Here is a 25,522-nt window from a genome sequence, read left to right as displayed (position 1 = left end):
GACCAAGACATGCCGGGGGATAACCCGCCTTGCGCGGGACAGGCCGTTTCCGGCGGCCATAACGATTCGATCACGGGCTCCGCTGCCAGAGGCGGCAGCCTTCTATGGCGCGCCGGCAGCCGTGTCGGGGTGCTGCTTGCTTCTTCCGCGCTGGTTGGTCCGCTGCTTGGCTTTACTGCACATGCCCAAACCCGCGTGGCGCAAAAGGCCGGGCTGTCGGTCAGCACGGTCGAGGTCATGCAACTCGCCATGTTCGTCGGCGTCATGGGGGCGGCATTGCTGTCGGCCATCTTTCTGATCCGCGAACGGGCGCGCACCGCGGCGGAAAATGCCGAGCTCAGGACCCGTATCGCCGACGTCAATGCCGCGCTGCAGCGCTCGGAGGCGCTGCTCCATTCCCGCGATCAGCGCGTGGTGGTATGGGCGGCCGAGAACAAGAAGCCCGAGCTTGTCGGGACATTGCCGATCGAGAGCGGCGCGCCGGAGGACCGGGCGGCCTTCCTGGCTTTCGGCCGCTGGCTGATGCCGCGTTCGGCGGCTGCACTCGAACATGCCGTCGCGGCACTGCGGGACAAGGCAAAGCCGTTCGATCTGGTCATCGAATCGCAGGCCGGCCAGCCGCTCGAGGTTCACGGCCGCAAGAGTGCGGCGCATGTGCTGGTTCGCTTCGTCTCGCTTTCGGAGACACAGCGAAGCCAGGCCAGGCTGAAGATCGAGAACCAGCGCTTAGCCGCCGACCATGAGACGCTGATCGGTCTTCTGGATGCGCTCAAGATGCCGTCATGGCTGCGTACTGTCGACGGGCGGCTGAAATGGGTCAACCGCGCCTATGCCGAAGCGGTCGAGGCCGAGAATGCCGAAGCGGCGGTCCGCGATGGCAAGGAATTCCTCGGCGGCCAGGCGCGCGACACGATCGCTGCGCAGCACAGGTCGCGCGCGGTCTTTGAACAGACGCTCTCCACGGTCATCGAAGGCGACCGCCGTATGTTTGCCGTGACCGATTTTGCCGGGGCGGATGGTTCGGCTGGTCTTGCCTGCGACATCAGCGCTATCGAGGCCATTCGCGCCGAATACGAGCGGACCATGCAGAGCCACGCCGACACGCTCGATCAGCTCAACACCGCCGTGGCGATTTTCGACACCGACGAGAAATTGCGGTTTTTCAATCAGGCGTTCCAGAAACTATGGGGCCTCGACAGCGGCTTCCTGCACAGCGCGCCGGACAACGCCTTGCTGCTCGACCGCCTGCGCAGCGAAGGCAAGATCGCCGAGCAGCCCGAATGGCGGCGCTGGAAAGAGAGCCTGCTCGGCGCTTACCGCGCGGTTGAATCGCAGGAGCATTGGTGGCATCTGCCGGACGGCAAGACCATTCGCGTCGTCGCCAATCCGCAGCCCAAGGGCGGCGTCACCTGGGTGTTCGAGAACCTGACCGAGAAGATGGACCTTGAAAGCCGCTACCAGACCGCCGTCCGGGTCCAGGGCGAGACGCTCGACAACCTCGCCGAAGGCGTCGCTGTGTTCGGCCCCGACGGCAGGCTGAGATTGTCGAACCCGGCGTTCGCGGCATTGTGGGGGCTGGATGCCGATGCCTCAAAACCCAACGTCCATGTCTCGACGATCCGCGACCTTTGCGACCGCAGTGCCGTCGACAGTCCGTGGGGCGGGTTCGTTGCCGCCATCACCGGCTTCGACGACGAGCGCCGCGACCGCCACGGCCAAACCGAATTGAACAACGGCACCGTTTTGCGCTACGCCGTCATCCCTTTGCCCAACGGCCAGGTGATGATGACCTTCGTCGACGTTACCGACAGCGTCAATGTCGAGCGGGCGCTGAAGGACAAGAATGAGGCGCTGCAAAAGTCCGACCAGATCAAGAACGAATTCGTGCAGCACGTCTCCTATGAGCTGCGCTCGCCACTCACCAACATCATCGGCTTTACCGAGCTTCTTTCACTGCCGTCGACTGGTCCGCTGAACCAGAAGCAACGCGAATATATCGGGCATGTCGGCTCGTCCTCCTCGGTCCTGCTCACCATCGTCAACGACATCCTCGACCTGGCGACGGTGGATGCCGGCATCATGGAACTCGACATTTCCGAAGTTCACATCGATCGAACCATTACGGCTGCCGCCGAACTGGTCGCCGACCGGCTGGAGGAACATGCGATCAAGCTCAGGATCGACGCGGCGGCCGCGCCGAAAACCTTCCACGGCGACGAGATCCGCGTCCGCCAGATCCTCTTCAATCTGCTCAGCAATGCCGCCAATTACGCGCCGGAGGCGAGCACCATAACGCTCGCCTGCCGCCAACTTGCCGACGGCGTGGAATTTTCCGTTCACGATGACGGCCCCGGCATGCCGCCGGACCTGCTTGACTCAGTGTTCCGGCGCTTCGAGCCGCGCACCAATGGCGGCCGCCGCCGTGGCGCCGGGCTCGGCCTGTCGATCGTCAAGAGCTTTGTCGAACTGCATGGCGGCAGCGTCCGCATCGAGACCGGCAGGGATAAGGGCACCACGGTTGTTTGCGCCTTTCCCGACACGCCGTCCGGCATCCGCGCGGCGGCCGAGTAGCGCGTTCGATGGCGGTATTGGTGCTGGAGCGTTTTCTCGCCGACGAGGCTGCGACGGCAAGGTTCGGCGAGGATCTCGCCATGTCGCTGCGCATTGGCGACGTGCTCGCCCTCAAGGGCGATCTCGGCGCCGGCAAATCGACCTTGGCACGGGCGCTGATCAGGGCACTGGCCGACGATGCCGGGCTCGACGTGCCGAGCCCGACCTTCACGCTGGTCCAGAGCTACGACGCGCGTGTGCCGGTTCATCATTTCGATCTCTACCGCTTGGGCACGGCATCCGAGCTGGACGAGCTGGGCTTCGACGAGGCGCTGACGCAAGGCGCCGCGCTGGTCGAATGGCCGGAGCGGGCAGAGGCATATCTGCCGAAAACCTCGGTGCTGGTCGAACTTCTCCAGCAGGGCGACGGCCGACTGGCGAGACTATCGGGAGAGGGCGCCGCCTTCGAGCGCGCGGCGCGATCGCTGGCAATGCGCGATTTTCTCGGGCAGGCCGGTTGGGGCGAAGCGCAGCGACGATATTTCATCGGTGATGCCTCGGCTCGCTCCTACGAGATCGTCACGCTCGCCGGATTTCCGCCGCGCGTGCTGATGAACTCGCCAAGGCTGGTGCTCGGACCGCCAGTCCGCGACGGCAAACCCTATGCCGAGATCGCTCACACCGCGCAATCCGTTTCGGCGTTCGTCGCCATCGACCGGGCCTTGCGGGCCGGCGGCGTCAGCGTCCCGGAAATCCATGCCCAGGATCTCGAGCAGGGTTTTCTTCTGCTGGAGCATCTCGGTTCCCAAGGCTTCCTCGACAAGCGCGGCCAGCCGGTGGCCGCGCGTTATGCGGCGGCGGCCGAACTGCTTGCCATGATGCACGGCAAAACATGGCCGGCCCGCATGCAGGCCGGCCCCGGCGTCTTCCACGACGTGCCGCCTTTCGACCGCGACGCCATGATGATCGAGGCCGAATTGCTGGTCGACTGGTATGTCCCGGCGATATCAGGCGCTTCGCCAAGCGAGGCGTTGCGCGCCGGTTATCGCAGCGAATGGAGTGCGGTGGTCGATCGGCTCGAGGGGCGCGAATACACGCTGATGCTGCGCGACTTTCATTCGCCCAACCTGATCTGGCGCGCTGACCGTTTCGGTCACGACCGCCTCGGCGTCGTCGATGTCCAGGATGCGCTGATCGGTCCGTCAGCCTACGACGTCGCCTCGCTCGCCATGGACGCGCGCGTCACCATCTCACCTGAAATCGAAAAGCACACGCTCGCCGCCTACATCGCCGCGCGACGTGCTGCCGGTGCCTTCGATGAGAACGAATTCCGCGAAACCTATGCAATCATGGCCGCACAGCGCAATTCCAAGATCCTCGGCATCTTCGTGCGGCTCGAAAAACGCGACGGCAAGCCTTATTATCTGAAGCATCTGCCGCGCATCCGCGACTATCTTCGCCGGGCACTGGCGCATCCGGCGCTGGCCGGGCTGCAGGATTTCTACATCGCCCACGGCTTCCTGGAGGAACGCTCGATTTGACGGCTAAGGATTTGGGCCTGAAGGCGGCGGATGAGCAGCCGATGCCGACGACCGCCATGGTGCTCGCCGCCGGGCTCGGCAAGCGCATGCGGCCGATCACCGACACCATGCCGAAGCCGCTGGTCAAGGTCGCCGGCAAGACATTGCTCGACTGGGGGCTGGACTGCCTAGCCGGAGCCGGCGTCGCCAAGGCCGTCGTCAACGTCCATTACCTCCCGCAACAGATCGTGGACCATGTAGCCCGCCGCAGTGCGCCGAGAATCGTCATCTCGGATGAGAGTAGGGGCTTGCTTGACTCCGGCGGTGGTATCGTCAAGGCATTGCCCAGGTTAGGGGCGCCCTTCTATGTGCTCAACGCCGACACCTTCTGGATCGACAGCGGCGTTTCCAGTCTCAGGCGACTTGCCCTTGCATGGGAGGGCGCGACAATGGACATTCTGCTGATGCTTGCGGATCTCCAGTCGGCAACCGGACATAGCGGCGGCACCGATTTCCTGATGGCGCCGGACGGCGCCTTGCGGCGTGCGAACAACGATCCGGCCGGCCTGATCTATGCCGGCGCCGCAATCGTCCATCCGCGCATCTTCAAGGATGCGCCGGCCGGTCCACACTCTCTCAACGCCTATTTCGATGCGGCAATCGCCGCCGGCCGCCTGTTCGGCCTGAAAATGCAGGGTCACTGGATTACTGTCGGCACACCTGACGCGATCCCGCGGGCGGAAGCAGCGGTCGCCGCCGCTTTTGCCGGCACGCCCAATGCTGTCGGTGAGGCACCCGGCGCTCTTCCCGAGTCGAAATGAGCGGCTCCCGCCGCGTTTTCTCGATCCCGCCCGGAGCGCCGTTCCTGCCGACGCTGGCCGAGGCGCTGCTTGCGGGGCGCTTGGTTCCCGGCTTCGCCTATGACGGCGATCCGCTGGCGCTGGCCGATCTTACCATCTATGTGCCGACGCGCCGTGCGGCGCGGGCGCTTCGCGGCGTCTTCGTCGATGCTCTCTCGCGCTCGGGAAGCCGCTCGGCGATCCTGCCGGTCATCCGCCCGCTTGGTGAGTTCGATGAGGATGAAGCCGCCTTCGAGGCAGGAGGTTCGGCCGCCATCGACCTTGCGCCGCCGATCGCCGCGGTCGAGCGTCTTCTGCTGCTTGCGCCGCTGGTGCGGGCGTGGAAACGCCGCCTGCCGGCACATGTCGCGGCATTGTTCGACGAGGAGATCGTCATACCGGCCTCCGCCGCCGACGCCATCTGGCTGGCGCGCGACCTTGCACGCCTGATGGATGAGATCGACACCGAAGGCACGGATTGGGCAAGGCTCGCCGACCTTGTAACCGGCAATCTTGCAGGCTGGTGGCAGGTGACACTCGACTTCCTGACCATCGTGACGGAGAACTGGCCGAACCTGCTCGAGGAACACCATCGTTCCAATCCGGCCGCGCATCGTAATGCCCTGATAAGGCTGGAGGCGGCGCGGCTGAAGCGTAATCCGCCAGCCGGACCGGTGATCGCCGCCGGTTCCACCGGCTCCATTCCCGCCACGGCCGAGCTGCTTGCCGTGATCGCCGGTCTGCCCAATGGCGCCGTTGTGCTGCCCGGGCTCGACCGGGCATTGGACGAGCCATCCTTTGCCGCGATCACCACACCGGGCGCGCGCCCAGCCGTGCTTGGCCACCCGCAATACGGCCTGGCAAAGTTGATCGGCAAGATCGGCGTGCCGCTCGCCGATGTCGAGGAGATTGCTGTTGCGCCGCGACCGCTTGCGCTGCGCGCCGCACTTGTCGGCGAAGCGCTGCGCCCGGCGGAGACCACCGAGCTCTGGGCCGAGACGCGCGCCCGCTTTAGGGCCGGCGATATTGCCGAGGCCTTCGCCGAGGTGACGCTTCTCGAAGCCGCCAGCGAACGCGACGAAGCCGTGGCGATCGCCGTCGCGCTCAAACAGGCTGTCGAACGGCCCGGCCAGCGCGCCGCACTCGTCACCGGCGACCGCGCTCTGGCGCGGCGCGTCTCAGTCGAGCTGCTGCGCTTCGGCGTTGCCGCCGACGATTCCGGCGGCACGCCGCTGATCAACACACCAGCCGCCAGCCTGCTCAGGCTGGCGCTTCAGGCAGCCTTCCGCCCGGGCGACCCCGTTGCCCTGCTGTCGCTGCTCAAGCATCCCCTGCTTGGCCTCGGCCTGGAGCGGGCAAGCGTGCGCCATGCGGCCGAAATCGTCGAACTTGTGGCGCTGCGCGGTGGCACAGGGCGTCCGGACGTGGCGTCGCTGGCGCAGCTCTTCGACACCCGGCTCCTCGAATTCGACGGCAGCGGCAATCGCCGCCCACCCTTCTGGTGGCCGCGGCTTTCGGTCAGGCGCATCGAACAGGCGCGCGACCTGCTGATCCGGCTAACGGCCGTGCTGGCGCCGCTGGTTGCTTTTCGCGGCGACGAGAATGCCGATCTTGCCACTCTTGTGCGCGCCAGCGTCGTTGCGCTCGAAAGCCTCGGCCGCGCCGCTGACGGCAGCCCGAGCGAACTCTATGCGGGCGATGCCGGCGAAAAGCTCGCCGAGCTCTTGCGCGGGCTGGTCGCGGCCTCGGTGTCGTTCTCCTTCGCCGCTGACGAATGGCCTGACGTGATGGAGGCGCTGATCGCGCCCGAGACGGTCAAGCCGGCGCAGGGCACCGACAGGAACATCGCCATCTGGGGTGTGCTGGAAGCGCGGCTTCAGGATGTCGACACGCTGGTCGTCGGCGGCCTCAACGAAGGCGTGTGGCCGCGCAAGCCGGAGAGCGACCGCTTCATGTCGCGGCTGATGAAGACCGGCATCGATCTTGAACCGCCCGAGCGGCGCATCGGCCTTGCCGCCCATGATTTCCAGATGGCCATGGGCGTCAAAAAAGTGGTGCTGGCTCGCTCCGGCCGCTCCGGCGATGCACCGTCGGTACCTTCGCGCTGGCTGCAGCGCATCCTTACATTCGTCGGCGAGGACCACGCTGCTGCACTTCGCCGACGCGGCGACGAACTGCTTGCCTGGGCGCGTGTGCTCGATGCCGGCGAAAAGCAGGACTTTGCGCCGCGGCCGCAGCCGAAACCGCCGCTCGCCGCGCGGCCGCACCACTTCTCGGTCACCGAGATCGAAACGCTGCGCCGCGATCCCTATGCGGTCTATGCCAGAAGGATACTCGGCCTGATGCCGCTCGATCCGGTCATTCGCGATCCGGGCGCTGCAGAGCGTGGCACGCTGTTTCACGCAATTCTGCACCTCTTCTCGGCGAGGGTGGCCGACCCGCGCGCGCCGGAGGCGCTGGACGGGCTCATCGCCGCAGGCCGCTCCTGCTTTGCCGAGGCGGCGCTGCCGGCCGATGTCGAGGCGGTGTGGTGGCCACGCTTCGAAAAGCTTGCCGCCGGCATCATCGAATGGGAGCGCGGCCGGGCCGCAGCCGTGGCACGGCGGCACGCCGAGGAACGCGCCGAAAAGACCGGTGTGGGCCGATCCGGTGTGACCCTGTCCGGCTATGCCGATCGCATCGATCTGCTGGCCGGCGGCATGGCCGACATCCTCGATTACAAGACCGGCTCCTCGCCATCCAAAGCACAGGCACACACGCTGCTCGCGCCGCAACTGGCACTCGAGGGCGCGCTGCTCAGGCGCGGCGCTTTCAAGGAGCTTGGCGCATGCGAGCCGTCGCAACTGGCCTTCGTGCGGCTGAGGCCGAATGGCGAAGTGTTCGAGGAATCCATCCTCGAATACAACCGCAAGCCGCGAACCGCCGCCGATCTCGCCGAAGAAGCGTGGGCGCGGCTGGAAAAACTGCTGATCCACTACGCCGACCCGGCGACCGGCTATCTGTCGCGGGCGCTGCCGTTCCGCGAGGGCGAGACCGACGGCGACTACGACCATCTCGCCCGCGTGCACGAATGGTCCGCCGGCGGCGACGCCGATGACGAGGGAGGGGAGGCATGAAAAAGGCCTACCCCATTCCAAGCGACACTGCCGCGAGCCAGGCAAGCGCGTCCGATCCGCGCAATTCCGCCTGGGTGTCGGCCAACGCCGGATCCGGCAAGACCCACGTACTCGCCCAGCGCGTTATCCGGCTGTTGCTGCGCGGCACCGATCCGTCCAAGATCCTGTGCCTGACCTATACGCGTGCCGCCGCCGCCAACATGTCGAACCGGGTGTTTTCGACGCTGTCGCAATGGACGGCCCTGGGCGATGCCGAGCTCTCGACACGGATAGAGGCGCTGGACGGCCGCCAGCCCGACCGCGAAACCATGCGCCGGGCGCGGCGGTTGTTCGCCGAGGCGCTGGAAACACCGGGCGGGCTGAAGATCCAGACCATCCACGCCTTCTGCGAATCGGTGCTGCATCAGTTCCCGCTGGAAGCCAATATCCCTGCGCATTTCGAAATGCTCGATCCGCAAATGGAGGCTTCGCTGTTCGCCGCCGCCCGCCGCGACATGATTTCGGGCGGCGTTGCAGGCGATGCGGCATTGTCCGAGGCCTTCGCAACCGTGCTGGAGCGCGGCGGCGAGCATGGGCTCGACGCACTGCTGGCCGAGATCGTGCGCAAGCGCGATGGTTTGCGTGCGTTCATCGCCGCGGCCGGCGGCGATGGTTTTCAGGCGCTGTTCGACGAGTTCCATTTCCGCGCCGGCCAGACGGCCGAAGGTATAGCCGCCTCGGTCTGGCCGCTGCCCGGCTTCCTGCCGGATTATCTCGTCACCTTTTCACGGGCAGCCGAGGCCGCCGATGCGCGCATCGTGCTGAACAATCTGCTGCCATACGCCCGCCTTGCCTTTGCCGAGGAGGATCCGGTACGTCGCCTGAATTTGCTCTCCAAGGCTTTCCTGAGGGCCGACGGCGAGCCTTACGATCCGGCAAAGACGTTTAAGAGGGCATTGCTGGACCGGTTGCCAGATCTTGCCGAACGATATCTGGCGGCGGTCGACGCCATTCTCGAAATCTCCGACCGGCTGGCCTTGTTCAGGATGCTGGAAGGCACGCGTGCGGCGCTGACCATCGCCGACTGGCTGATCGCCCGCTACGAGCAATTGAAGCGCGCCCGGGGCTTCCTCGACTTCAACGACCTGATCACCCGCACGGTCCATCTACTGGCGCGGCCCGACGCCGGTCCATGGGTGCAGTACAAGCTCGACCAGGGCATCGACCACATCCTCCTCGACGAGGCGCAGGACACCAGTCCCGACCAGTGGGAGGTGGTCAAGCGGCTGGCGGAGGAGTTCTTTGCCGGGCTCGGCGCACGCGACGCCGTCCACCGCACCATCTTTGCTGTCGGCGACGAAAAGCAGTCGATCTATTCCTTCCAGGGCGCCGCCCCGGACTCCTTTGCCGACAGCCGGCTTTTGTTTGCCGGCAAAGTCAGATCCGCCGCCGCCGCCTTCGCCGATCTCAAGCTAACCTGGTCGTTTCGCTCGACCGAAGATGTTCTTGCCGCCGTCGACCGGGTCTTTGCCGACCCGAACGTGCGGCGCGGCATCAGCCACGACCCCGATCCGCTCGACCACAAGGCGATCCGCACCGATGCGCCGGGTCATGTCGAGGTCTGGCCGTCGCTCGGCGCCAACGTCGTCGACGAACCAGACGATTGGACGCAAGCGGTCGACCATGCCCACGCGCCGGCAGTCCGCGTCGCTGAAAACGTCGCCGCAACGATTGCCGGCTGGATCGGCAACGGTGAGGTCATCGAAGGCCGCGGCAAGAAACTCCGGCCCGGCGACGTGCTGGTGCTGGTGCGCAAGCGCGACCGCTTCGTCCATGCGCTGACACGGGCGTTGAAGCGCCGCCACATCCCGGTGGCCGGCGCCGACCGGCTCAGCCTGCCTGGCCATATCGCGGTGAAGGACCTGATCGCACTCGGTCACTTTCTCATCCAGCCCGAGGACGATCTGTCGCTGGCCGCCGTGCTGCGCAGCCCGATCTTCGATGTCTCGGAAGAGCAGCTTTTCGCGCTTGCTGCGGAGAGGCCATCGAGCGTCTCGCTGATCGCCTCGCTGCGCCGGCATGCCGGCGAAAGCGAGGCGTTGGCCGCCGTCGTCAGCCGGCTCGGCACATGGTCGAACGAGGCCGCATTCAAGCCGGTGTTCGAATTCTATGCTGCAGCTCTCGCCCGCGACGGCCTGCGCAAGAAGATGATCGCGCGGCTCGGGCCGGAGGCCGGCGACGTCCTCGACGAATTCCTGAATTTCTGCCTGGCCGAGGAGCGGACCGGCCTGCCGGGACTGGAATCCTTCCTGTCGACGTTGGAAAACGCCGGCCCCGAGATCAAGCGCGAAATGGACCAGACCCGCGACGAGGTTCGCGTCATGACCGTGCATGCCGCCAAAGGCCTGGAGGCGCCGGTGGTATTCCTTGTCGATGGCGGCTCCGCGCCGTTCAGTGACCAGCATCTGCCGAGATTGATGCCGTTCGAAGGCTCGGGCGACTGCTGGGAGGGCAAGGGCTATCTCTGGCGTTCGGCCAGCGATGTCGCAAATGGGTTTTCACGCGCCGCATCGGCCCGCGCCCGCGAGCTCGCCGACGACGAATACCGCCGGCTGCTCTATGTCGGCATGACCCGCGCCGAGGATCGGCTGATCGTCTGCGGCTACCACGGCAAGCGGGCGCCGAATATCGGTACCTGGCATTCGATCGTCAGCCGCGCACTGGTCGGTGCCGCAGAGAGCGAAGAACGCCGGCATCCCGCCACTGGCGAGACCGTGCATCGTTTCCAGGTGACGAAACTGCCGCCCATGCCACCGGCGTCAGTGGATGAGGCACGACAGGCGGGACGCTTTGCACCACTGCCTGAAACCCTGTTCCGGCCGCTGCCGCCCTTCGAAGAATTGCCGCGGCCGCTCTCGCCGTCCGGCGCCTCGGTGCTGATCGACGAGGCGCGGCAAGCGGTGGCCGACACGCGTTCGCCGGTGCTGGATGCCGACGCCGAGCCCGGCCTTGCCGTCGTGCGCGGGCTGGCGCTGCACAAATTGCTGCAGATGCTGCCCGGCATCGCCGAGGGAACACGCCGGGATGCCGCCGAACGCTATCTGGCAAGAGCCGGCGCGGCATGGCCCGACGACGAGCACGACAAGGCCTTGGCTGGCGTTTTCAGAATTCTTGCCGACAGCCGCTTCGCGCCGCTGTTTGCGCCAAACTCGCGCGCCGAAGTCGCCATCATGGGCAGCCTGGAGGTGAGGGGCAAACTGCGCTCGATTTCCGGCAAGATCGACCGGTTGGCAGTAACGCCGGACAAGGTTTCGATCGTCGACTACAAGACCAATCGGCCAGCGCCAGCTACGCTCGCCGAAGTGCCGCAAGCCTATGTTCTGCAGCTCGCACTTTATCGCGCGCTGCTTCAGCCGCTCTATCCGGGACGCGAGGTCTCGGCGGCGCTGCTGTTCACCGAAGCGCCGCGGCTGATCGAGCTGCCGGCAGCGGCCATGGACGACGCGCTTGCTAGACTCACGGGAGCGTGACACAACACTTGCTTGAAGACGGACACGATCACCACCACATTTGGTGGGACGAATAAATCGAAAGGATCTCAGCATGGCCACCGTCAAGGTCGACAAGAGCAATTTCCAGGCCGACGTGCTCAACGCCAAGGAGCCGGTCGTGGTCGATTTCTGGGCGGAATGGTGCGGCCCGTGCAAGATGATCGCCCCGGCGCTCGAGGACATCGCCATCGAACTCGGCAGCAAGATAAAGATCGCCAAGCTCAACATCGACGAGAATCCTGAGCTGGCCGCGCAGTTCGGCGTGCGCTCGATCCCGACGCTGATGATCTTCAAGGGCGGCGAAGTCGCCGACATGAAGGTCGGTGCTGCGCCGAAAACGGCATTGTCGCACTGGATCAACGGCAGCCTCGCCTGATCCGATCAAAATTTTGCAGAAAAGCCCGGCCTCGCGCCGGGCCTTCTTTTGCTGGCGTCATTGGTGGGCCGCTCTGGCACTCGCGGCTTGCCGCCCGGTATTCTTCTCTTCTGAATTCAAAGGAGAAGCGATATGACCGGATCCGCCAAGGCCACCGTCTTCATCGACAATGAGCGCGTCATCGTCACCGAATACCGCTTCGCCCCGGGCGACAACACCGGCTGGCACCGCCATGGCCACGACTATGTGATCGTGCCGTTGACCGACGGCAAGGTGAAGCTCCTGACCAAGGATGGCGAATCCTTTGCCGAGATGAAGAAGGGCGCCCCGTATTTCCGCAACGAGGGCGTCGAACATGACGTCATCAGTGCAAACGATGGCGAATTCGCCTTCATCGAGGTCGAGCTGAAGTAGTCCACCAATCATCGGCTGCGCCGCTACAATTGTCCCGGCGAGGCGCGATCACCAATCCGCGACACGATCGCCGCCGACGAATTGTGCGCTTTTTTCAGTGTATTCGAACAGTTCTATCCTCACGCCGTTGGGGTCGCGGATCCAAGCCTGGTAGGTGTCATCGCACGCGCGTTTCTTGGAAGTGACATCAACCCCCTTTGACCTCAGATGGGCGATCGCGGCGTCGATGTTTTCCACTTCGAGGCAGAAGTGGTTGATCTGGTTCAAGTCGCCATAGCTGGCGTCGTCTTTCTGGAACACCTCGACATGGCTACGGCTGCCGCAATTGAGGTAGAAGCCAAAAATCTTCCCGTCGCGCAGGAAATTGAACTGGGTGTCCATGCCGAGGACGTCCCGATAGAAGCTTCGCGTCATCTCCAGGTCATTCGCGAAAATGCAAACGTGTGCGAGCTGCTTTACCTTGATCATGATTGGCTCCTCGCGGTGGTCTGACAAGTTTGGCGTCACCGTGGCCCGGCTGAAGCACGCCTCAAACCGGCGGCGTGCCGTTTTCGGCCAACACCGCGCCGGCCAGGTAAAGTGACCCGCCGATCAGGATGCGCGGCGGCGGTCCGTCCCACGTGTCGCGCAGCAGCATCAGCGCATTGGCGACGGAACTGACCGGTTCGGCCGACAGGCCGGCCTCGATGGCGCGGGTCGCCAGCTCGTCGTTCGGCACGCCCGCGTCGCTCAGGCTCACCGGCACGGTGTAGACATGCCGGACCAGCCCTTTGAAGGCGCGGAAATAGCCGCTCTGGTCCTTGGTGTTGATCATACCCGAGATCAGGAACAGCGGACGCGGGTTCTTTTCCTCCTGCTCGGCCAGCGCCTCGGCGACGACCACGCCAGCGCCGGGATTGTGGCCGCCGTCGAGCCAGATGTCGGCGCCCTTCGGCGCCAGTTCGCTCAGCCGTCCTTGCGGCAGCTTTTGCATGCGGCCCGGCCAGGCAACATTCGCCATCGCCTTCTCGGCAGCGCGGTGGCTGATCTCGAAGCCCGCCGCCTTGACCGCCGCGATCGCCGCCGCCGCATTGGCGAATTGATGGCGCCCCGGCAGGCGCGGCGGCGGCAGGTCCATCAATCCGTCTTCGTCCTGATAGACCATGCGCCCGTTTTCCTCATAGGCAAGGAAATCCTGGCCATAGACGAAGGCGGGGCAGTCGAGCCGCTCGGCGGTTTCGATGAGCACCTGCTGGGCCGTCTCGCTTTCCTGCGCGCCGATGACGACCGGGCATCCGCGCTTGATGATACCGGCCTTTTCGGCGGCGATCAGCTCGACGCGGTCGCCGAGATAGGCTTCGTGGTCGAGCGACACCGGCATGATCACCGACACGGCCGGCTCGGCGATGACATTGGTGGCGTCGAAGCGGCCGCCAAGGCCAACCTCGAGGATGACGGCATCGGCCGGATGTTCGGAAAACAGCAGGAAGGTGACGGCGGTGAGGATTTCGAAGACGGTGATCTTCTGGCCTTGATTGGCTTTGGCGACGCGGGCGATGGCTTCGGCGAAGACCTTGTCGTCCACCAGCCTGCCGCCGCCATCCGCGGCCAGCCGGTAGCGCTCGTGCCAGTTCACCAGATGTGGCGAGGTGTGGACGTGGACGCGGTAGCCGGCGGCTTCGAGCAGCGCCCGTGAAAAAGCAGCACAGGAGCCCTTGCCGTTGGTGCCGGCGATGTGGATGACCGGCGGCAGCTGGTCCTGCGGATTGCCGAGCCGCTCGAGCAGCCGCGAAATGCGGTCGAGCGAAAGGTCGAAGCCCTTCGGATGAAGCGCCATCAGGCTTTCGATTTCGCGGTCGGCGGCAAGCGTGGTCATGGCGAATCCTAGGCGCGCCACGGACGGCGCGCAATCGCAGTTCGTGGCGAATGCGTCAGGCGTGCGGCCGGGCTTCGGCCGGAATCACCGACGGCGGCAAGATTTCCGGTTCCTGAGATTTTTGCTCCTCCGGCAGCTTGAGCAGCATTCTCAGTAGCCGTGCAATGGTCTGGCGCATCTCCAGCCGTGACACCACCATGTCGACCATGCCGTGTTCCATCAGATATTCGGCGCGCTGGAAGCCGTCAGGCAGCTTTTCCCTGATGGTCTGCTCGATGACGCGCGGGCCGGCAAAGCCGATCAGGGCGCCGGGCTCGGCAATATGCACGTCGCCCAGCATGGCATAGGAGGCGGTGACGCCGCCGGTCGTCGGGTTGGTCAGGACGACGATGTAGGGCAGGCCGGCCTCCTTCAGCCTGTCGACGCCGACCGTGGTCCGTGGCAACTGCATCAGCGACAGGATGCCTTCCTGCATACGGGCGCCGCCGGAGGCCGCAAACAGGATCAGCGGCCGCTTGCGCTGCAAGGCGACCTCGAAACCATGCACGATGGCGTCACCTGCCGCCATGCCGAGCGAGCCGCCCATGAAGGCAAAATCCTGCACCGTCACCATCACCGGCACGCCCTCGACCGTGCCCAGCGCATTGATGATGGCGTCTTCCATGCCGGTCTTGGCCTTGGCATCCCTCAGCCGGTCTGCGTAGCGCTTCTCGTCGCGGAACTTGAGCGGATCCTGAACGACCTTGGGGTTTTCCAGCGTCTCGTATTTGCCGTCGTCGAGGAAGAATTTCAGCCGTTCCTTGGCTGATATCTTCATATGGTGGCCGGAGGACGGGATGACGAACTGGTTCTGCTCCAGATCCTTATGGAACACCATTTCGCCGGTCTCGGGATCCTTGATCCACAGGTTTTCCGGCATGTCGGTGCGGCGGCCGAGCATCGAATTGATCTTCGGACGGACGTAATTGGTGATCCAGTTCATCGCTTCGGCTCCTGTCCTTACGAAGAGTTAGACCATGATCCCGAAAAGTGGAAATCGGTTTTCGCTGGAGATCATGGCCAACCAGAAGATCAAGATTATTCGGCGGCAGCAAGGCGAGCCGCCCGAACCCCTTGCGAAAGCCCGCTGACCAGCGTGGCGACGGCCTCGGCCGGATCGGCGGTCTTTTCGCCCTTCGGCCCCAGCACGTTGGCGACTGCATTGACAATCGCGGTGCCTACAACGACGCCGTCGGCCGACGCGCCGATGGTGCGCGCCTGCTCGGCGGTCTTGACGCCGAAGCCGACACAGACCGGCAGGTCGGTATGGCTCTTGATGCGCTTGACCGCTGCCGCCACCTTGCCGGTGTCGGCCAGCGCCGAACCGGTGATGCCGGTCATCGAGACGTAGTAGACGAAACCCGACGTGTTCTGCAGCACCTTGGGCAGGCGCTTGTCGTCGGTGGTCGGCGTCGCCAGCCGGATGAAATTGATGCCGGCCTTGAGTGCCGGGATGCAAAGCTCCTCGTCCATCTCAGGCGGCAGGTCGACGACGATCAGCCCGTCTATGCCGCTGGCCAGCGCGTCGCTCAGGAAGCGCTCGACGCCGTAGATGTAGATCGGATTGTAATAGCCCATCAAGACGATCGGCGTTTCACTGTCGCCGGCGCGGAATTCCGAGGCCATCTTCAGCGTCTTGACCAAGGTCTGGCCGCCCTTCAGCGCCCGCAGGCCGGCCGCCTGGATCGCCGGGCCGTCGGCCATTGGATCGGAAAACGGCATGCCTAACTCGATGATGTCGCTGCCGGCGCGGGGCAGCGCCTTCATGATCGACAGGGACGTGTCGTAGTCCGGATCGCCGCCCATGAAATAGGTGACGAGTGCCGGTCGCCCCTCGGCCTTCAGCTTTGCCATGCGGCGGTCGATACGGGTGGCCATGATCAGATCTCCATGCCCAGCATATTGGCCACCGTATGCACGTCCTTGTCGCCGCGGCCGGACAGGTTGACGATGACGATCTGGTCCTTGTCCATGTCAGGCACGATCTTCACCGCCTGTGCGATGGCATGGGCCGATTCAAGCGCCGGAATGATGCCCTCGACGCGTGTCGTCAACTGGAACGCCTCCAGCGCCTCGCTGTCGAGGATCGGCACATAGTCGACGCGGCCGGAATCGCGCAGCCATGAGTGCTCGGGACCGACGCCCGGATAGTCGAGGCCCGCCGAGATCGAGTGACCGTCCATGATCTGGCCGTCGGCGTTCTGCAGAAGGTAGGTACGGTTGCCATGCAGCACGCCGGGCGCGCCGGCACTCATCGAGGCGCAATGCTCGATGCCGTCGAGCCCGCGGCCGCCGGCTTCGACGCCGATGATGCGCACCTCACTGTCGTCGAGGAAGGGATGGAACAGGCCGATAGCGTTGGAACCGCCGCCGACACAAGCGATGATGGTGTCCGGCAGCCGGCCTTCCTGCTCGAGGATCTGGGCGCGCGCCTCGGTGCCGATCACCGACTGGAAGTCGCGCACCAGCTCCGGATAGGGGTGCGGGCCGGCGGCGGTGCCGATCAGATAATAGGTATCCTCGACATTGGTCACCCAGTCGCGCAGGGCCTCGTTCATGGCGTCCTTCAGCGTCCCGTGGCCGGCCGTCACCGGCCGCACCTCGGCGCCCAGAAGCTTCATGCGAAATACGTTGGGGCTTTGCCGGGCGACATCGGTCGCGCCCATATAGACGATACAAGGAAGCCCGAAGCGCGCCGCGACCGTGGCGGAAGCGACGCCATGCTGGCCGGCACCGGTCTCTGCGATGATCCTCGTCTTGCCCATGCGCTTGGCGAGCAGGATCTGGCCGAGGCAGTTGTTGATCTTGTGCGAGCCGGTGTGGTTCAGGTCCTCGCGCTTGAAATAGACCTTTGCGCCGCCGCCTAGGCCCTTCGCCGAGGACACCTCACGAAGATGCCTGGTCAGGCCTTCGGCGAAATAGAGCTTCGACGGCCGCCCGGCGTAATGCGTCGAGAGATCGGTCAGTTCGGCCTTGAAATCCGGGTCGTTCTTGACCTCGTTCCAGTGCCGCTCCAGCTCAAGGATCAGCGGCATCAGCGTTTCGGCAACGAAACGACCGCCAAAAATGCCGAACATGCCCTGCTCGTCGGGGCCGGTGCGGAAGGAATTCGGTATCGCCGGCTTGTCCATCGCCGATCTCCTGGTCTGTGGTTTGAAGCGTGGTCAGGCGGCGCGGTTGTCGCGTGCTGCCCCGACGGCGCGGAAAAATTGTTCGATCAGCGCCGGTTCCTTGACGCCCGGCGCGCTCTCCACGCCCGAGGAAACATCTATTCCGGGCGGGTTCGCCAGCCGAAAGGCGTCGCCGATATTGCCGGCATTGAGCCCTCCGGAAAGCATGTAATCGACGCCGGCGTCAAGGCCAGCCAGAATGCGCCAGTCGAAGGCAAGACCGTTGCCGCCCGGCAATTCCGAACCCTTAGGCGGCTTGGCATCGAACAGGAAGCGGTCGGCAATGCCGATGAAGGGCTTGACTCGCCCGAGATCGGCGGCCTCGCTGACCGGCAGCGCCTTCATCACCGGCAAGCCGTAGCGGGCCTTCACCTCGGCCACCCGCTCGGGAGGCTCGGCGCCGTGAAGCTGCAGCATATCGGGCTGCATCTTTTCGACGATGTCATCCAGGAACGCATCGCTGGCGTCGACCGTCACGGCAACCGCCTTGGCCTTGCCGCGCGCCGCTTCGCGCAGGCGGCCGGCTTCCGCCGGCTCGACATAGCGCGGGCTTTTGGCAAAGAAAATGAAGCCGACATGGCTGGCGCCGCCGGCCAATGCCGCAGCCAGTGCCTTGTCGGTCTTCAACCCGCATATCTTGATGTCCAGCGCCATGGCGCGGGATTGGCATGAAACGGCCAAAGAGTCGAGAAAAAGCATCCTGTTTGCCGCCAGCGCGGAACGCGCTACCTTGCTAATGTAAGAGCGGAACGCGCTACCTTGCTAATATAAGCGCAACGCTACTTGCTCAGGCACAGAGGCGGGAGAACAAAGATCATGTCGGAAAAGACCGTCGCGGAACTCAGGCAAAAGCTGGCGCAGGCCCATGAGGTCATCGCTCATTTGATGGACAAGGCAGCCTTCAACGGCGCCGAGGCGCACCGGGCGCTGGCTTATTTCAGCAACGAGACCTTCGAGAAGGATTTCCTGCCCTGGCCGCGCCATGTCGATGAGGGGTTGCGGCCGGAGGAGTTGAACGCGGCCAATGACGATTGATCGGCAGTGCAGAATCTATTGAGGCCGGCGCGAAGGATCGCTACAGTTTCCATTTCGTTCCCCTACAAGCATCCTACTCGAACGCGATCGCCTGCAGCGCGCCGCCATTGCGCTTGAGCCAGTCCTTGCAGCGCTCGGTATCCGGGCAAAGCTGCTCGCATAGTTTCCAGAATTTCGGGCCGTGGTTCATCTCCTTGAGATGCGCCACCTCATGCGCGACGAGGTAGTTTATCACCGGCCGCGGCGCCATCATGATGCGCCAGGAAAACGACAGATTGCCGTCCGACGTGCACGATCCCCAGCGGCTCGACGTATCCTTGAAGCGGATCGCCTTGGCGCGCTTGCCGACCGCAGCACTGTGCTTGGTCACCAGCGCTTCGATCTCGCGCTTGGCTTCGCGCTTCAGGAAATCGGCGATGCGGCGCGGCAGATGCACGCGTTCGCCATGCACGATCATCAGCGGCCCGCGCTCGTCGCGCGACAGCGTGACGGTGCCGCGTTTCGACGGTTCATGGACGATGCGATGCGGCACGCCGCGCACCGGCACCTTGATGCCGGGACGCACCTGCGGCCGGTTGGGCACTTTGGCCAGCCTTTGCTCCAGCCAGTCCTGATGGCGGTCGAGAAATTTTTCCACCTCGCCGCGGCGCAGCCCCGGCGGCACGGTGATGCGCAGACCACGGCCGCCGGAATCGATGCGCAGCGTCAGGCGCCGCGCCCGGTCGTTCTCGACGATCTTGAGCGGCAGCGTGCGGCCGGCAACGCAATGCTCGCGCTCCACGACGGGCGTGGGCTTGGGTTTCGTCGGGGTGCGGAAGAAGCCGAAGGACATTCCGGGACGATACGTGATTCGAGGGAAACGACTAGAACAAAAAAGAAACGGCGCCGCTGACGCGACGCCGTTGGATTATCTATCTGGGCACGGGACCTTACTCGTCGAGCAGGCCTGGCGTGGAGTTGCCGCCGCGTTTGTTATTCGTCGTCGAGCCAGTTGACCCACCTGTCGTGGGCGACGTCGACTTGTTGCGGTTGGCCATGAAGCGATCGAACTCTTCCTGGTCCTTGGCGCGGCGCAATTCGCGGGCATATTCATCGAACTCGCTCAGCATCTCGTCGAGCTTGCGGCGTTCCTCGGCAAGCCGCTCGAGTTCCTTTTCGCGCCAGTCGTCGAAAGCGACGTTGCCGGTGCGTGCGGAGCCATGGCCCCAGCGCGCGGCCCTGTCGGAGCCGCGGCGGCAGCCGGCGAAGATGCCGTCGGTGGCGCGGTTGACGTCGCGCTTGAAGCCCTCGAGCCGATCGCCCCAGATGATGTAGGCGAGCATGGCGAAGCCGAGCGGCCAGAACACCATGAACCCGATCACCATCAACGCGATGGTCGCCGGCGTCCAGGCCGGACGGATCAATGCAGATGTGTTCATTTCTTCCAATCCTTCAGTTGGAGACAGCCAAATCCGGCTGCGTGGAATCGAAATGGGATGAAGAAAACGGCGATTCAAGACAGCAACCGCCAAAACCGGACAAGCGGCTGAAATGATTATCGCTTTTTGAGCATTTCAAGAAAAAGCACGACCAATCCGGCGATCAGGCCCCAGAACGCCGCACCGACGCCGAACAGCGTCAGCCCCGATGCGGTGACGGCGAAGGTGACGGTGGCGGCCATCCGCTCGTCCTCGTCTTTCAAGGCGATCGACAGTGCATTGGCGAGCGGCGCCATCAGCGCCAGGCCGGCGACCAGCGCGATCAGGCTCTGCGGCAATACGGCGAAGATCGCCACCAGCGAGGCGCCGAACAGGGCAAAGACGAGATAGGCCAACGCATAGAACGGCCCGGTCTTCCAGCGCTCGGCCGGATCGGGATGCACGTCGGGCCCGGTGCAGATCGCCGCCGAGATTGCCGCCAGATTGGTGGTCGAAGCGCCGAACGGCGCCGTCAGCAGCGAAAACAGGCCGGTGACGCCGATCAGCGGCCCGGGTTCGGGATGATAGCCGGCTGCCCTCAGCACGGCGAGGCCGGACAGGTTCTGCGAGGCCATGGTGACGAGGTAGAGCGGCAAGGCGAGGCCGATGATCGCAGTGGCGGTGAACTGCGGCATCACCAGCGTCAAGCTCGAGAGTTCCGGTGCCGGCAGACCGCCGACCCGGCCGGTGAGGAAGGCGGCGAGACCGCCGCCGATCAGCACCAGCAGCACCGACAGGGCCGGGTTGAACAGGCGGATGACGAAGAACGCCGCAACCAGCGGCAGGATCAGCCAGGGGTCGACGGGAACGGTTTTCACCGCATTGATGGCGAAGGTGACGACGATGCCGGCCAGCATTCCGGACGCGACGGACGCCGGTATTCTGGCGATCAGCTTGGTCAAGGGCCCGAACAGGCCTGTGGTGATCAGCAGGACCGCGGTGACGACGAAGGCACCAACCGCCTCACCCATCGAAAAGCCGGTCGACGCGGCGATCAGCGCCAAGCCTGGCGTCGACCAGGCGGTGATGACCGGCATTTTCGTACGCCAGGACAGCCACAGGCTCTCGATCGCCATCGCCAGGCAAAGCGCCGTCACCCAGCTTGCGGTCTCGACCTGCGTTGCGCCGACCGCCTTGGCGGCGGCAATGACGATGGCCAGCGTACCGCCGAAGCCGACGATCGCCGCCACGAAGGCGGACACCGGAATGGAAATGCGCATGTCTCTATCCCGCCTGCCGCACCATCGCGTCCACCGCCCGCACCAGCATGTCGAGATCCTGCGGCCGCGACAGGCGGTGGTCGCCGTCGGGAATGAGCGACAGCGTGACGTCGTCGGCCGGCAGCAGGCTGACCAGCTTCAGCGCATGGCTCGACGGCACGTCGGGATCGGCCAGCCCTTGCAGGATATGGACCGGACAGTGCGTGTCGATCGGCCCGGTCATCACCCGGTTGTTGCGGCCGTCCTCGATCAGTGCGCGCGTGTAGATGTACGGTTCGGCTGAATAGTCCGACGGCTCCTCGAAAAAGCCCTTTTTCCTGAGGTTGCGCTTCTGCGCCCCGGTCAGCACCGGCTCCACCAGTTCGAATGTGAAATCGGGCGCCGGCGCCAGCAGCACAAGGCCGGCGACGCTGTTCTCGCCCGCCTTGCGCAACTCCTGCACTATGCGCAGCGCGATCCAGGCGCCCATCGACGAACCGACCAGGATTTGCCTGCCCTGGGTGAAACGGCGGAAAACCGCCAGGCTCTCGCCCAGCCATTTCGAGATGGTGCCGTCGGCAAAGGCGCCGCCCGATTCGCCGTGACCGGAATAATCGTGGCGCAGGAAGGCGCGGCCTTCCCCGAGCGCCCATTCCGACAAGGTTTCGGCCTTGGTGCCCAGCATGTCGGATTTGTAGCCGCCAAGCCAGACGATGCCGGGCTCGGCACCTGCCGCATGCCTGACGGCGATGCTCGTCCCGTCGACGTCCAGGAAGATCGGGGTGGTGCTCATGGTGTATTCCCTCACGCCGGTCTTTTGGCACAGCAAGGCATTCAACGAAAAGTGCTCCGCCACTTTCTTCGCTTGGTGCAGAGGAGCATTCCATCGAGCAGGTGATTTCCTGAGAATGCTGTGCTATTGACTCCGACCGCGCGCTCACCACATTGCGCGTTCGCAATTCTGAACCGAAGAACCCCTTAACGAAACGGCTCAAGGAGACCACGACCATTCGCAGACCTTTCAAAGCAGCGGCGCCCACCAAGGAAGGCCCGCGCTCCAACCGTGACATCCGGGTTCCCCGGGTCCAGCTAATCGACGCCGAAGGCCAGAACCGCGGCGATGTCTCCATCAACGACGCATTGCTGCTCGCCGAAGAGGCTGGGCTCGATCTGGTCGAGATATCGCCCAATGCAGTGCCGCCCGTCGTAAAGATCCTCGATCTCGGCAAGCTGAAATACGCCAACCAGAAGAAGGCGGCCGAGGCGCGCAAGAACCAGAAGGTCATCGAGATCAAGGAGATCAAGATGCGCCCGAACATCGACAGCCACGACTACGAGACCAAGATGAAGGCCGTCCGGCGCTTTTTCGAGGAAGGCGACAAGGTCAAGCTGACATTGCGCTTCCGCGGTCGCGAGATGGCGCATATGGAACTCGGCATGCAGCTTCTGAACAAGGTTCGCGAGGAAGTGGCGCCCATCGCCAAGGTCGAAGCCGAACCGAAGCTCGAAGGCCGCCAGATGATGATGGTGCTGGCGCCCCGCTAAAGCGCGTTGTGCGCTTTAGTTCTGTTTGTGCATGTCGTTGTCGCAAAACCGCTGCGCACTTTTGGGCGACGTGCATTAAATCCGCCTGAATCATGTTGCAAGGCGTCCCGGCGATCGGCGGGGCGCCTGTTTCTTGGCCAGACGCTGCGATCGCCGGCGAGAGCAAAGACGCTCTGGTTCCCTCGACGATCGGATTCCCGACATGGTCAATGACGTCAAGCATTCGGAAGCCAAATATGGGCTGGGCAGCTACCAGCACACGCGCAGGATGGTGCTTGCCGTCGTCGTCGTCGTCCTTTTCGCGATGCTTTTGTTCGGGCAGTCGGTTTTTCCGCCCGATACGCCTGTGCATGAAACGATCGAAATGGTCGGCGTCCTGCTGATCTTTCTCGGCGTTGTCGGACGCTTGTGGTCGACGCTCTATATTGGTGGACGCAAATCCTCCGAAGTGGTGACCGGCGGACCCTATTCGATCACCCGCAACCCGCTCTATGTCTTCTCTACTTTAGCTGCCGCCGGTGTCGGCGCACAGATCGGCTCCATCACCGCCACGATCGGCTTTGGAGCGCTCTGCGCGGGTGCATTTTACATCGTTATCCTGCGCGAGGAGAAATTCCTCAGGCAGGTTCTTGGCGCGCCATACCAGGCCTACCTGTTGAAAGTGCCGCGCTTCTTCCCGAAACTGTCGCTGTATCAGGAAGGCGACACCGGCGGCTTCAAGCCGCGCCTGCTGCGAACCACGCTGCTCGACGGTCTGGTCTTCCTGGTTGCCTTGCCGGCTTTCGAACTGATCGACGGCGCCCAGCAGTCCGGCATATTGCCGGTGCTGTTCCGTTTCCCCTGAGTACGGTGTTGCTGAGTACAGTGTTGCTGGGCACGGGGTGTTGCGCGCGCCCCCGCTTTGACGTATAGGACCGCCGTTCCCAAAAAACCGCCCGGCAGGGCATGCCGTGGCGGTTTCATTTGCTTTTCGGGCTTTGGTCGGCCTGAAGCGAACAAAAAGCGCATTGGTGCGCATATAAACGGAGTAGCAAAATGCCCAAGATGAAGACCAAATCGGCCGCCAAGAAGCGGTTCAAGATCACAGGTACGGGTAAAGTTCTGTCGGCTGCGGCCGGCAAGCGTCACGGCATGATCAAGCGGTCCAACAAGTTCATTCGAAATGCCCGCGGCACGATGGTTCTGGCTGAACCGGATGGCAAGAAGGTCATCAAGAATTTTCTGCCGAACGGCCTCTGAGCATTCGGTCTGGACAGCGTTAAGGAGATTATGACATGGCACGCGTAAAGAGAGGCGTCACCTCGCACGCCAAGCACAAGAAGGTCCTGAAAGCCGCCAAGGGTTTTTACGGCCGCCGCAAGAACACCATCCGCATCGCCAAGCAGGCGGTGGAAAAGTCGCTGCAGTACGCCTATCGCGACCGCAAGAACCGCAAGCGCTCGTTCCGCGCGCTGTGGATCCAGCGCATCAATGCGGCGACGCATGAGCATGGCCTGACCTATGGCCGTTTCATCGACGGTCTCAACAAGGCCGGGATCGAGATCGATCGCAAGATCCTGTCGGACATGGCCATCCACGAGCCGCAGGCCTTCGCCGCACTCGTGGCCAAGGCCAAAGTCGCGCTCGAATACCTGAAGAACACCACGCCGAATGCTTTTGAAAGCGCTGTCGCTTAAGACCAGCGCTTCCCAAGCTATTCGATACTTGATTTGGGAAACCCGCGCTGGCAGGGCTGGCGCGGGTTTTTCTTTGCTTCCGATCGGATCTGGAACATGAGTGACATGGAAACTCTCGAAAATTCCCTGATGGCCGAGATCGCCTCGGCCGCCGACGAGCAGGCGATCGAGGCGGTGCGTGTCTCTGCCCTTGGCAAGAAGGGCTCGGTTTCCGAGATGCTGAAGACACTCGGCTCGATGAGCGCCGAGGAGCGACAGGTCAAAGGCCCGGCAATCAACGGCCTCAAGAACCGCGTCACCGAGGCACTTTCGGCGCGCCGCGCCGAGCTGAAAGATGTGGCGATCACAGCACGGCTTGCCGCCGAGAACGTCGACGTCAGCTTGCCGGTCAGGCAATCGCCGGCCGAGCGCGGCCGCATCCATCCGATCAGCCAGGTTATCGACGAGATCGCGGCGATTTTCGGCGATCTCGGCTTTGCCATCGCCGAAGGTCCGGACATCGAGACCGACTATTACAATTTCACCTCGCTGAACTTCCCGGAAGGCCACCCGGCGCGCGAGATGCACGACACGTTCTTCTTCCAGCCGGACGAGCAGGGCGAGCGCAAGCTTTTGCGCACCCACACCTCGCCGGTGCAGATCCGCACCATGGAGATGCAGAAGCCGCCGATCCGCATCGTCATCCCCGGCAAGACCTACCGGCAGGATTCCGATGCCACCCACTCGCCGATGTTCCATCAGGTCGAGGGGCTGGTGATCGACAAATCAGCCAACGTCGCCAACATGAAATGGGTGCTGGAGGAGTTCTGCAAAGCCTTCTTCGAGGTGCCGAGCGTCAAGATGCGCTTCCGGCCGTCTTTCTTCCCGTTTACCGAGCCCAGCCTCGAGGTCGACATCCAGTGCGACCGTTCGCGGCCCGGCGAGGTGCGCTTCGGCGAGGGCTCGGACTGGATGGAGATCCTCGGCTGCGGCATGGTCCACCCCAATGTGCTCCGTTACGGTGGGCTCGATCCCGACGAATACCAGGGCTTCGCCTGGGGCATGGGCATCGACCGTATCGCCATGCTGAAATACGGCATGCCGGATCTGCGCGCCTTCTTCGACGCCGATGTGCGCTGGCTGTCGCATTACGGTTTTAGGCCGCTCGACATGCCGACGCTGTTCGGGGGCTTGAGCGCGTGACGACCGGGCCGCAGCAAAT

23 protein-coding genes are annotated in these 25,522 nt (G+C 64.1%); 13 read left to right on the top strand and 10 right to left on the bottom strand.

Features of this window, described 5'->3' with window-relative positions; genetic code table 11:
* The first annotated feature begins 9 nt into the window (after nt 1-9).
* The 7 genes from NKH99_RS02170 (at nt 10) to NKH99_RS02140 (ending at nt 12,345) form a co-directional block, all read left to right on the top strand.
* Nucleotides 10-2,571 carry a sensor histidine kinase gene (locus NKH99_RS02170; protein ID WP_353012298.1) on the top strand — a complete coding sequence of 854 codons (2,562 nt, stop codon included), beginning with the start codon at nt 10-12 and terminating at the stop codon, nt 2,569-2,571.
* Between the two features lie 8 nt (nt 2,572-2,579).
* On the top strand, nt 2,580-4,091 hold the full coding sequence (gene tsaE / locus NKH99_RS02165) for a tRNA (adenosine(37)-N6)-threonylcarbamoyltransferase complex ATPase subunit type 1 TsaE (protein WP_353012295.1): 1,512 nt from the start codon (nt 2,580-2,582) through the stop codon (nt 4,089-4,091).
* Between the two features lie 56 nt (nt 4,092-4,147).
* Nucleotides 4,148-4,891, top strand: coding sequence for a nucleotidyltransferase family protein (locus NKH99_RS02160; RefSeq protein ID WP_353012467.1), 744 nt, complete (start codon nt 4,148-4,150; stop codon nt 4,889-4,891).
* Complete coding sequence (gene addB / locus NKH99_RS02155; RefSeq protein ID WP_353012292.1) at nt 4,888-8,025, top strand: double-strand break repair protein AddB; 3,138 nt, start codon at nt 4,888-4,890, stop codon at nt 8,023-8,025. The genes NKH99_RS02160 and addB overlap by 4 nt, the downstream gene beginning before the upstream one ends.
* Entirely contained in the window at nt 8,022-11,534 is a 3,513-nt protein-coding gene (addA, locus tag NKH99_RS02150; protein ID WP_353012289.1) for a double-strand break repair helicase AddA, read from the top strand. Before addB ends, addA begins: the two co-directional genes overlap by 4 nt.
* Before the next feature lie 73 nt (nt 11,535-11,607).
* Nucleotides 11,608-11,931, top strand: a complete 324-nt coding sequence (trxA, locus tag NKH99_RS02145) for a thioredoxin (RefSeq protein WP_023677558.1) — start codon at nt 11,608-11,610, stop codon at nt 11,929-11,931.
* A 132-nt stretch (nt 11,932-12,063) separates the two neighbouring features.
* Nucleotides 12,064-12,345, top strand: coding sequence for a cupin domain-containing protein (locus tag NKH99_RS02140; protein ID WP_023718287.1), 282 nt, complete (start codon nt 12,064-12,066; stop codon nt 12,343-12,345).
* A 48-nt stretch (nt 12,346-12,393) separates the two neighbouring features.
* Here the strand turns inward: NKH99_RS02140 and NKH99_RS02135 are convergent, their stop codons facing one another.
* The 6 genes from NKH99_RS02135 to NKH99_RS02110 all read right to left on the bottom strand — a co-directional run bounded on the left by NKH99_RS02135 (nt 12,394) and on the right by NKH99_RS02110 (nt 18,063).
* Nucleotides 12,394-12,813, bottom strand: coding sequence for a VOC family protein (locus NKH99_RS02135; protein ID WP_352819526.1), 420 nt, complete (start codon nt 12,811-12,813; stop codon nt 12,394-12,396).
* A gap of 61 nt (nt 12,814-12,874) precedes the next feature.
* On the bottom strand, nt 12,875-14,200 hold the full coding sequence (locus NKH99_RS02130; RefSeq protein WP_352472565.1) for a bifunctional folylpolyglutamate synthase/dihydrofolate synthase: 1,326 nt from the start codon (nt 14,198-14,200) through the stop codon (nt 12,875-12,877).
* Nucleotides 14,201-14,255: 55 nt separating this feature from the next.
* Nucleotides 14,256-15,182, bottom strand: a complete 927-nt coding sequence (accD, locus tag NKH99_RS02125; RefSeq protein ID WP_352819525.1) for an acetyl-CoA carboxylase, carboxyltransferase subunit beta — start codon at nt 15,180-15,182, stop codon at nt 14,256-14,258.
* A 95-nt stretch (nt 15,183-15,277) separates the two neighbouring features.
* The gene (trpA, locus tag NKH99_RS02120; protein ID WP_352819524.1) at nt 15,278-16,117 is read right to left on the bottom strand and encodes a tryptophan synthase subunit alpha; all 840 of its coding nucleotides are present in this window, start codon (nt 16,115-16,117) and stop codon (nt 15,278-15,280) included.
* A gap of 2 nt (nt 16,118-16,119) precedes the next feature.
* Complete coding sequence (trpB, locus tag NKH99_RS02115; RefSeq protein ID WP_352505958.1) at nt 16,120-17,370, bottom strand: tryptophan synthase subunit beta; 1,251 nt, start codon at nt 17,368-17,370, stop codon at nt 16,120-16,122.
* A gap of 33 nt (nt 17,371-17,403) precedes the next feature.
* The gene (locus NKH99_RS02110) at nt 17,404-18,063 is read right to left on the bottom strand and encodes a phosphoribosylanthranilate isomerase (RefSeq protein WP_352616834.1); all 660 of its coding nucleotides are present in this window, start codon (nt 18,061-18,063) and stop codon (nt 17,404-17,406) included.
* A 162-nt stretch (nt 18,064-18,225) separates the two neighbouring features.
* Here NKH99_RS02110 and NKH99_RS02105 point away from each other — a divergent pair, with 162 nt between their 5' ends.
* A complete protein-coding gene (locus tag NKH99_RS02105; protein WP_352819523.1) occupies nt 18,226-18,444 on the top strand; it encodes a hypothetical protein in 219 nt (72 codons plus the stop codon).
* A gap of 73 nt (nt 18,445-18,517) precedes the next feature.
* Here NKH99_RS02105 and NKH99_RS02100 read toward each other — a convergent pair whose 3' ends face one another.
* The 4 genes from NKH99_RS02100 to NKH99_RS02085 form a co-directional block, all read right to left on the bottom strand.
* Nucleotides 18,518-19,276, bottom strand: a complete 759-nt coding sequence (locus NKH99_RS02100; protein ID WP_352451640.1) for a M48 family metallopeptidase — start codon at nt 19,274-19,276, stop codon at nt 18,518-18,520.
* A 97-nt stretch (nt 19,277-19,373) separates the two neighbouring features.
* Nucleotides 19,374-19,862 (bottom strand): DUF2852 domain-containing protein, encoded by a 489-nt coding sequence (locus NKH99_RS02095; RefSeq protein WP_352616779.1) that lies wholly within the window; start codon nt 19,860-19,862, stop codon nt 19,374-19,376.
* 116 nt (nt 19,863-19,978) lie between these two features.
* Nucleotides 19,979-21,121, bottom strand: coding sequence for a benzoate/H(+) symporter BenE family transporter (locus NKH99_RS02090; protein WP_352819521.1), 1,143 nt, complete (start codon nt 21,119-21,121; stop codon nt 19,979-19,981).
* Nucleotides 21,122-21,125: 4 nt separating this feature from the next.
* Complete coding sequence (locus NKH99_RS02085; RefSeq protein WP_352819519.1) at nt 21,126-21,893, bottom strand: alpha/beta hydrolase; 768 nt, start codon at nt 21,891-21,893, stop codon at nt 21,126-21,128.
* A 215-nt stretch (nt 21,894-22,108) separates the two neighbouring features.
* Here NKH99_RS02085 and infC point away from each other — a divergent pair, with 215 nt between their 5' ends.
* The 5 genes from infC (at nt 22,109) to pheS (ending at nt 25,503) form a co-directional block, all read left to right on the top strand.
* Complete coding sequence (gene infC / locus NKH99_RS02080; protein WP_023677573.1) at nt 22,109-22,645, top strand: translation initiation factor IF-3; 537 nt, start codon at nt 22,109-22,111, stop codon at nt 22,643-22,645.
* Nucleotides 22,646-22,847: 202 nt separating this feature from the next.
* Nucleotides 22,848-23,489: a methyltransferase family protein gene (locus tag NKH99_RS02075; RefSeq protein WP_352451636.1), complete on the top strand. Its 642-nt coding sequence runs from the start codon at nt 22,848-22,850 to the stop codon at nt 23,487-23,489.
* A gap of 191 nt (nt 23,490-23,680) precedes the next feature.
* Nucleotides 23,681-23,884: a 50S ribosomal protein L35 gene (gene rpmI / locus NKH99_RS02070; RefSeq protein ID WP_006201248.1), complete on the top strand. Its 204-nt coding sequence runs from the start codon at nt 23,681-23,683 to the stop codon at nt 23,882-23,884.
* A gap of 35 nt (nt 23,885-23,919) precedes the next feature.
* Nucleotides 23,920-24,321: a 50S ribosomal protein L20 gene (gene rplT / locus NKH99_RS02065; RefSeq protein WP_006201247.1), complete on the top strand. Its 402-nt coding sequence runs from the start codon at nt 23,920-23,922 to the stop codon at nt 24,319-24,321.
* Nucleotides 24,322-24,417: 96 nt separating this feature from the next.
* Nucleotides 24,418-25,503, top strand: coding sequence for a phenylalanine--tRNA ligase subunit alpha (pheS, locus tag NKH99_RS02060; protein WP_353012286.1), 1,086 nt, complete (start codon nt 24,418-24,420; stop codon nt 25,501-25,503).
* Nucleotides 25,504-25,522 lie beyond the last annotated feature (19 nt).

Origin of the sequence: Mesorhizobium sp. M0854 (assembly GCF_040319815.1) — a bacterium.
Taxonomy (GTDB): Bacteria; Pseudomonadota; Alphaproteobacteria; order Rhizobiales; family Rhizobiaceae; genus Mesorhizobium.
Note: the sequence above shows the minus strand (reverse complement) of the source record. Positions and strands in the feature narration are given on the sequence as shown.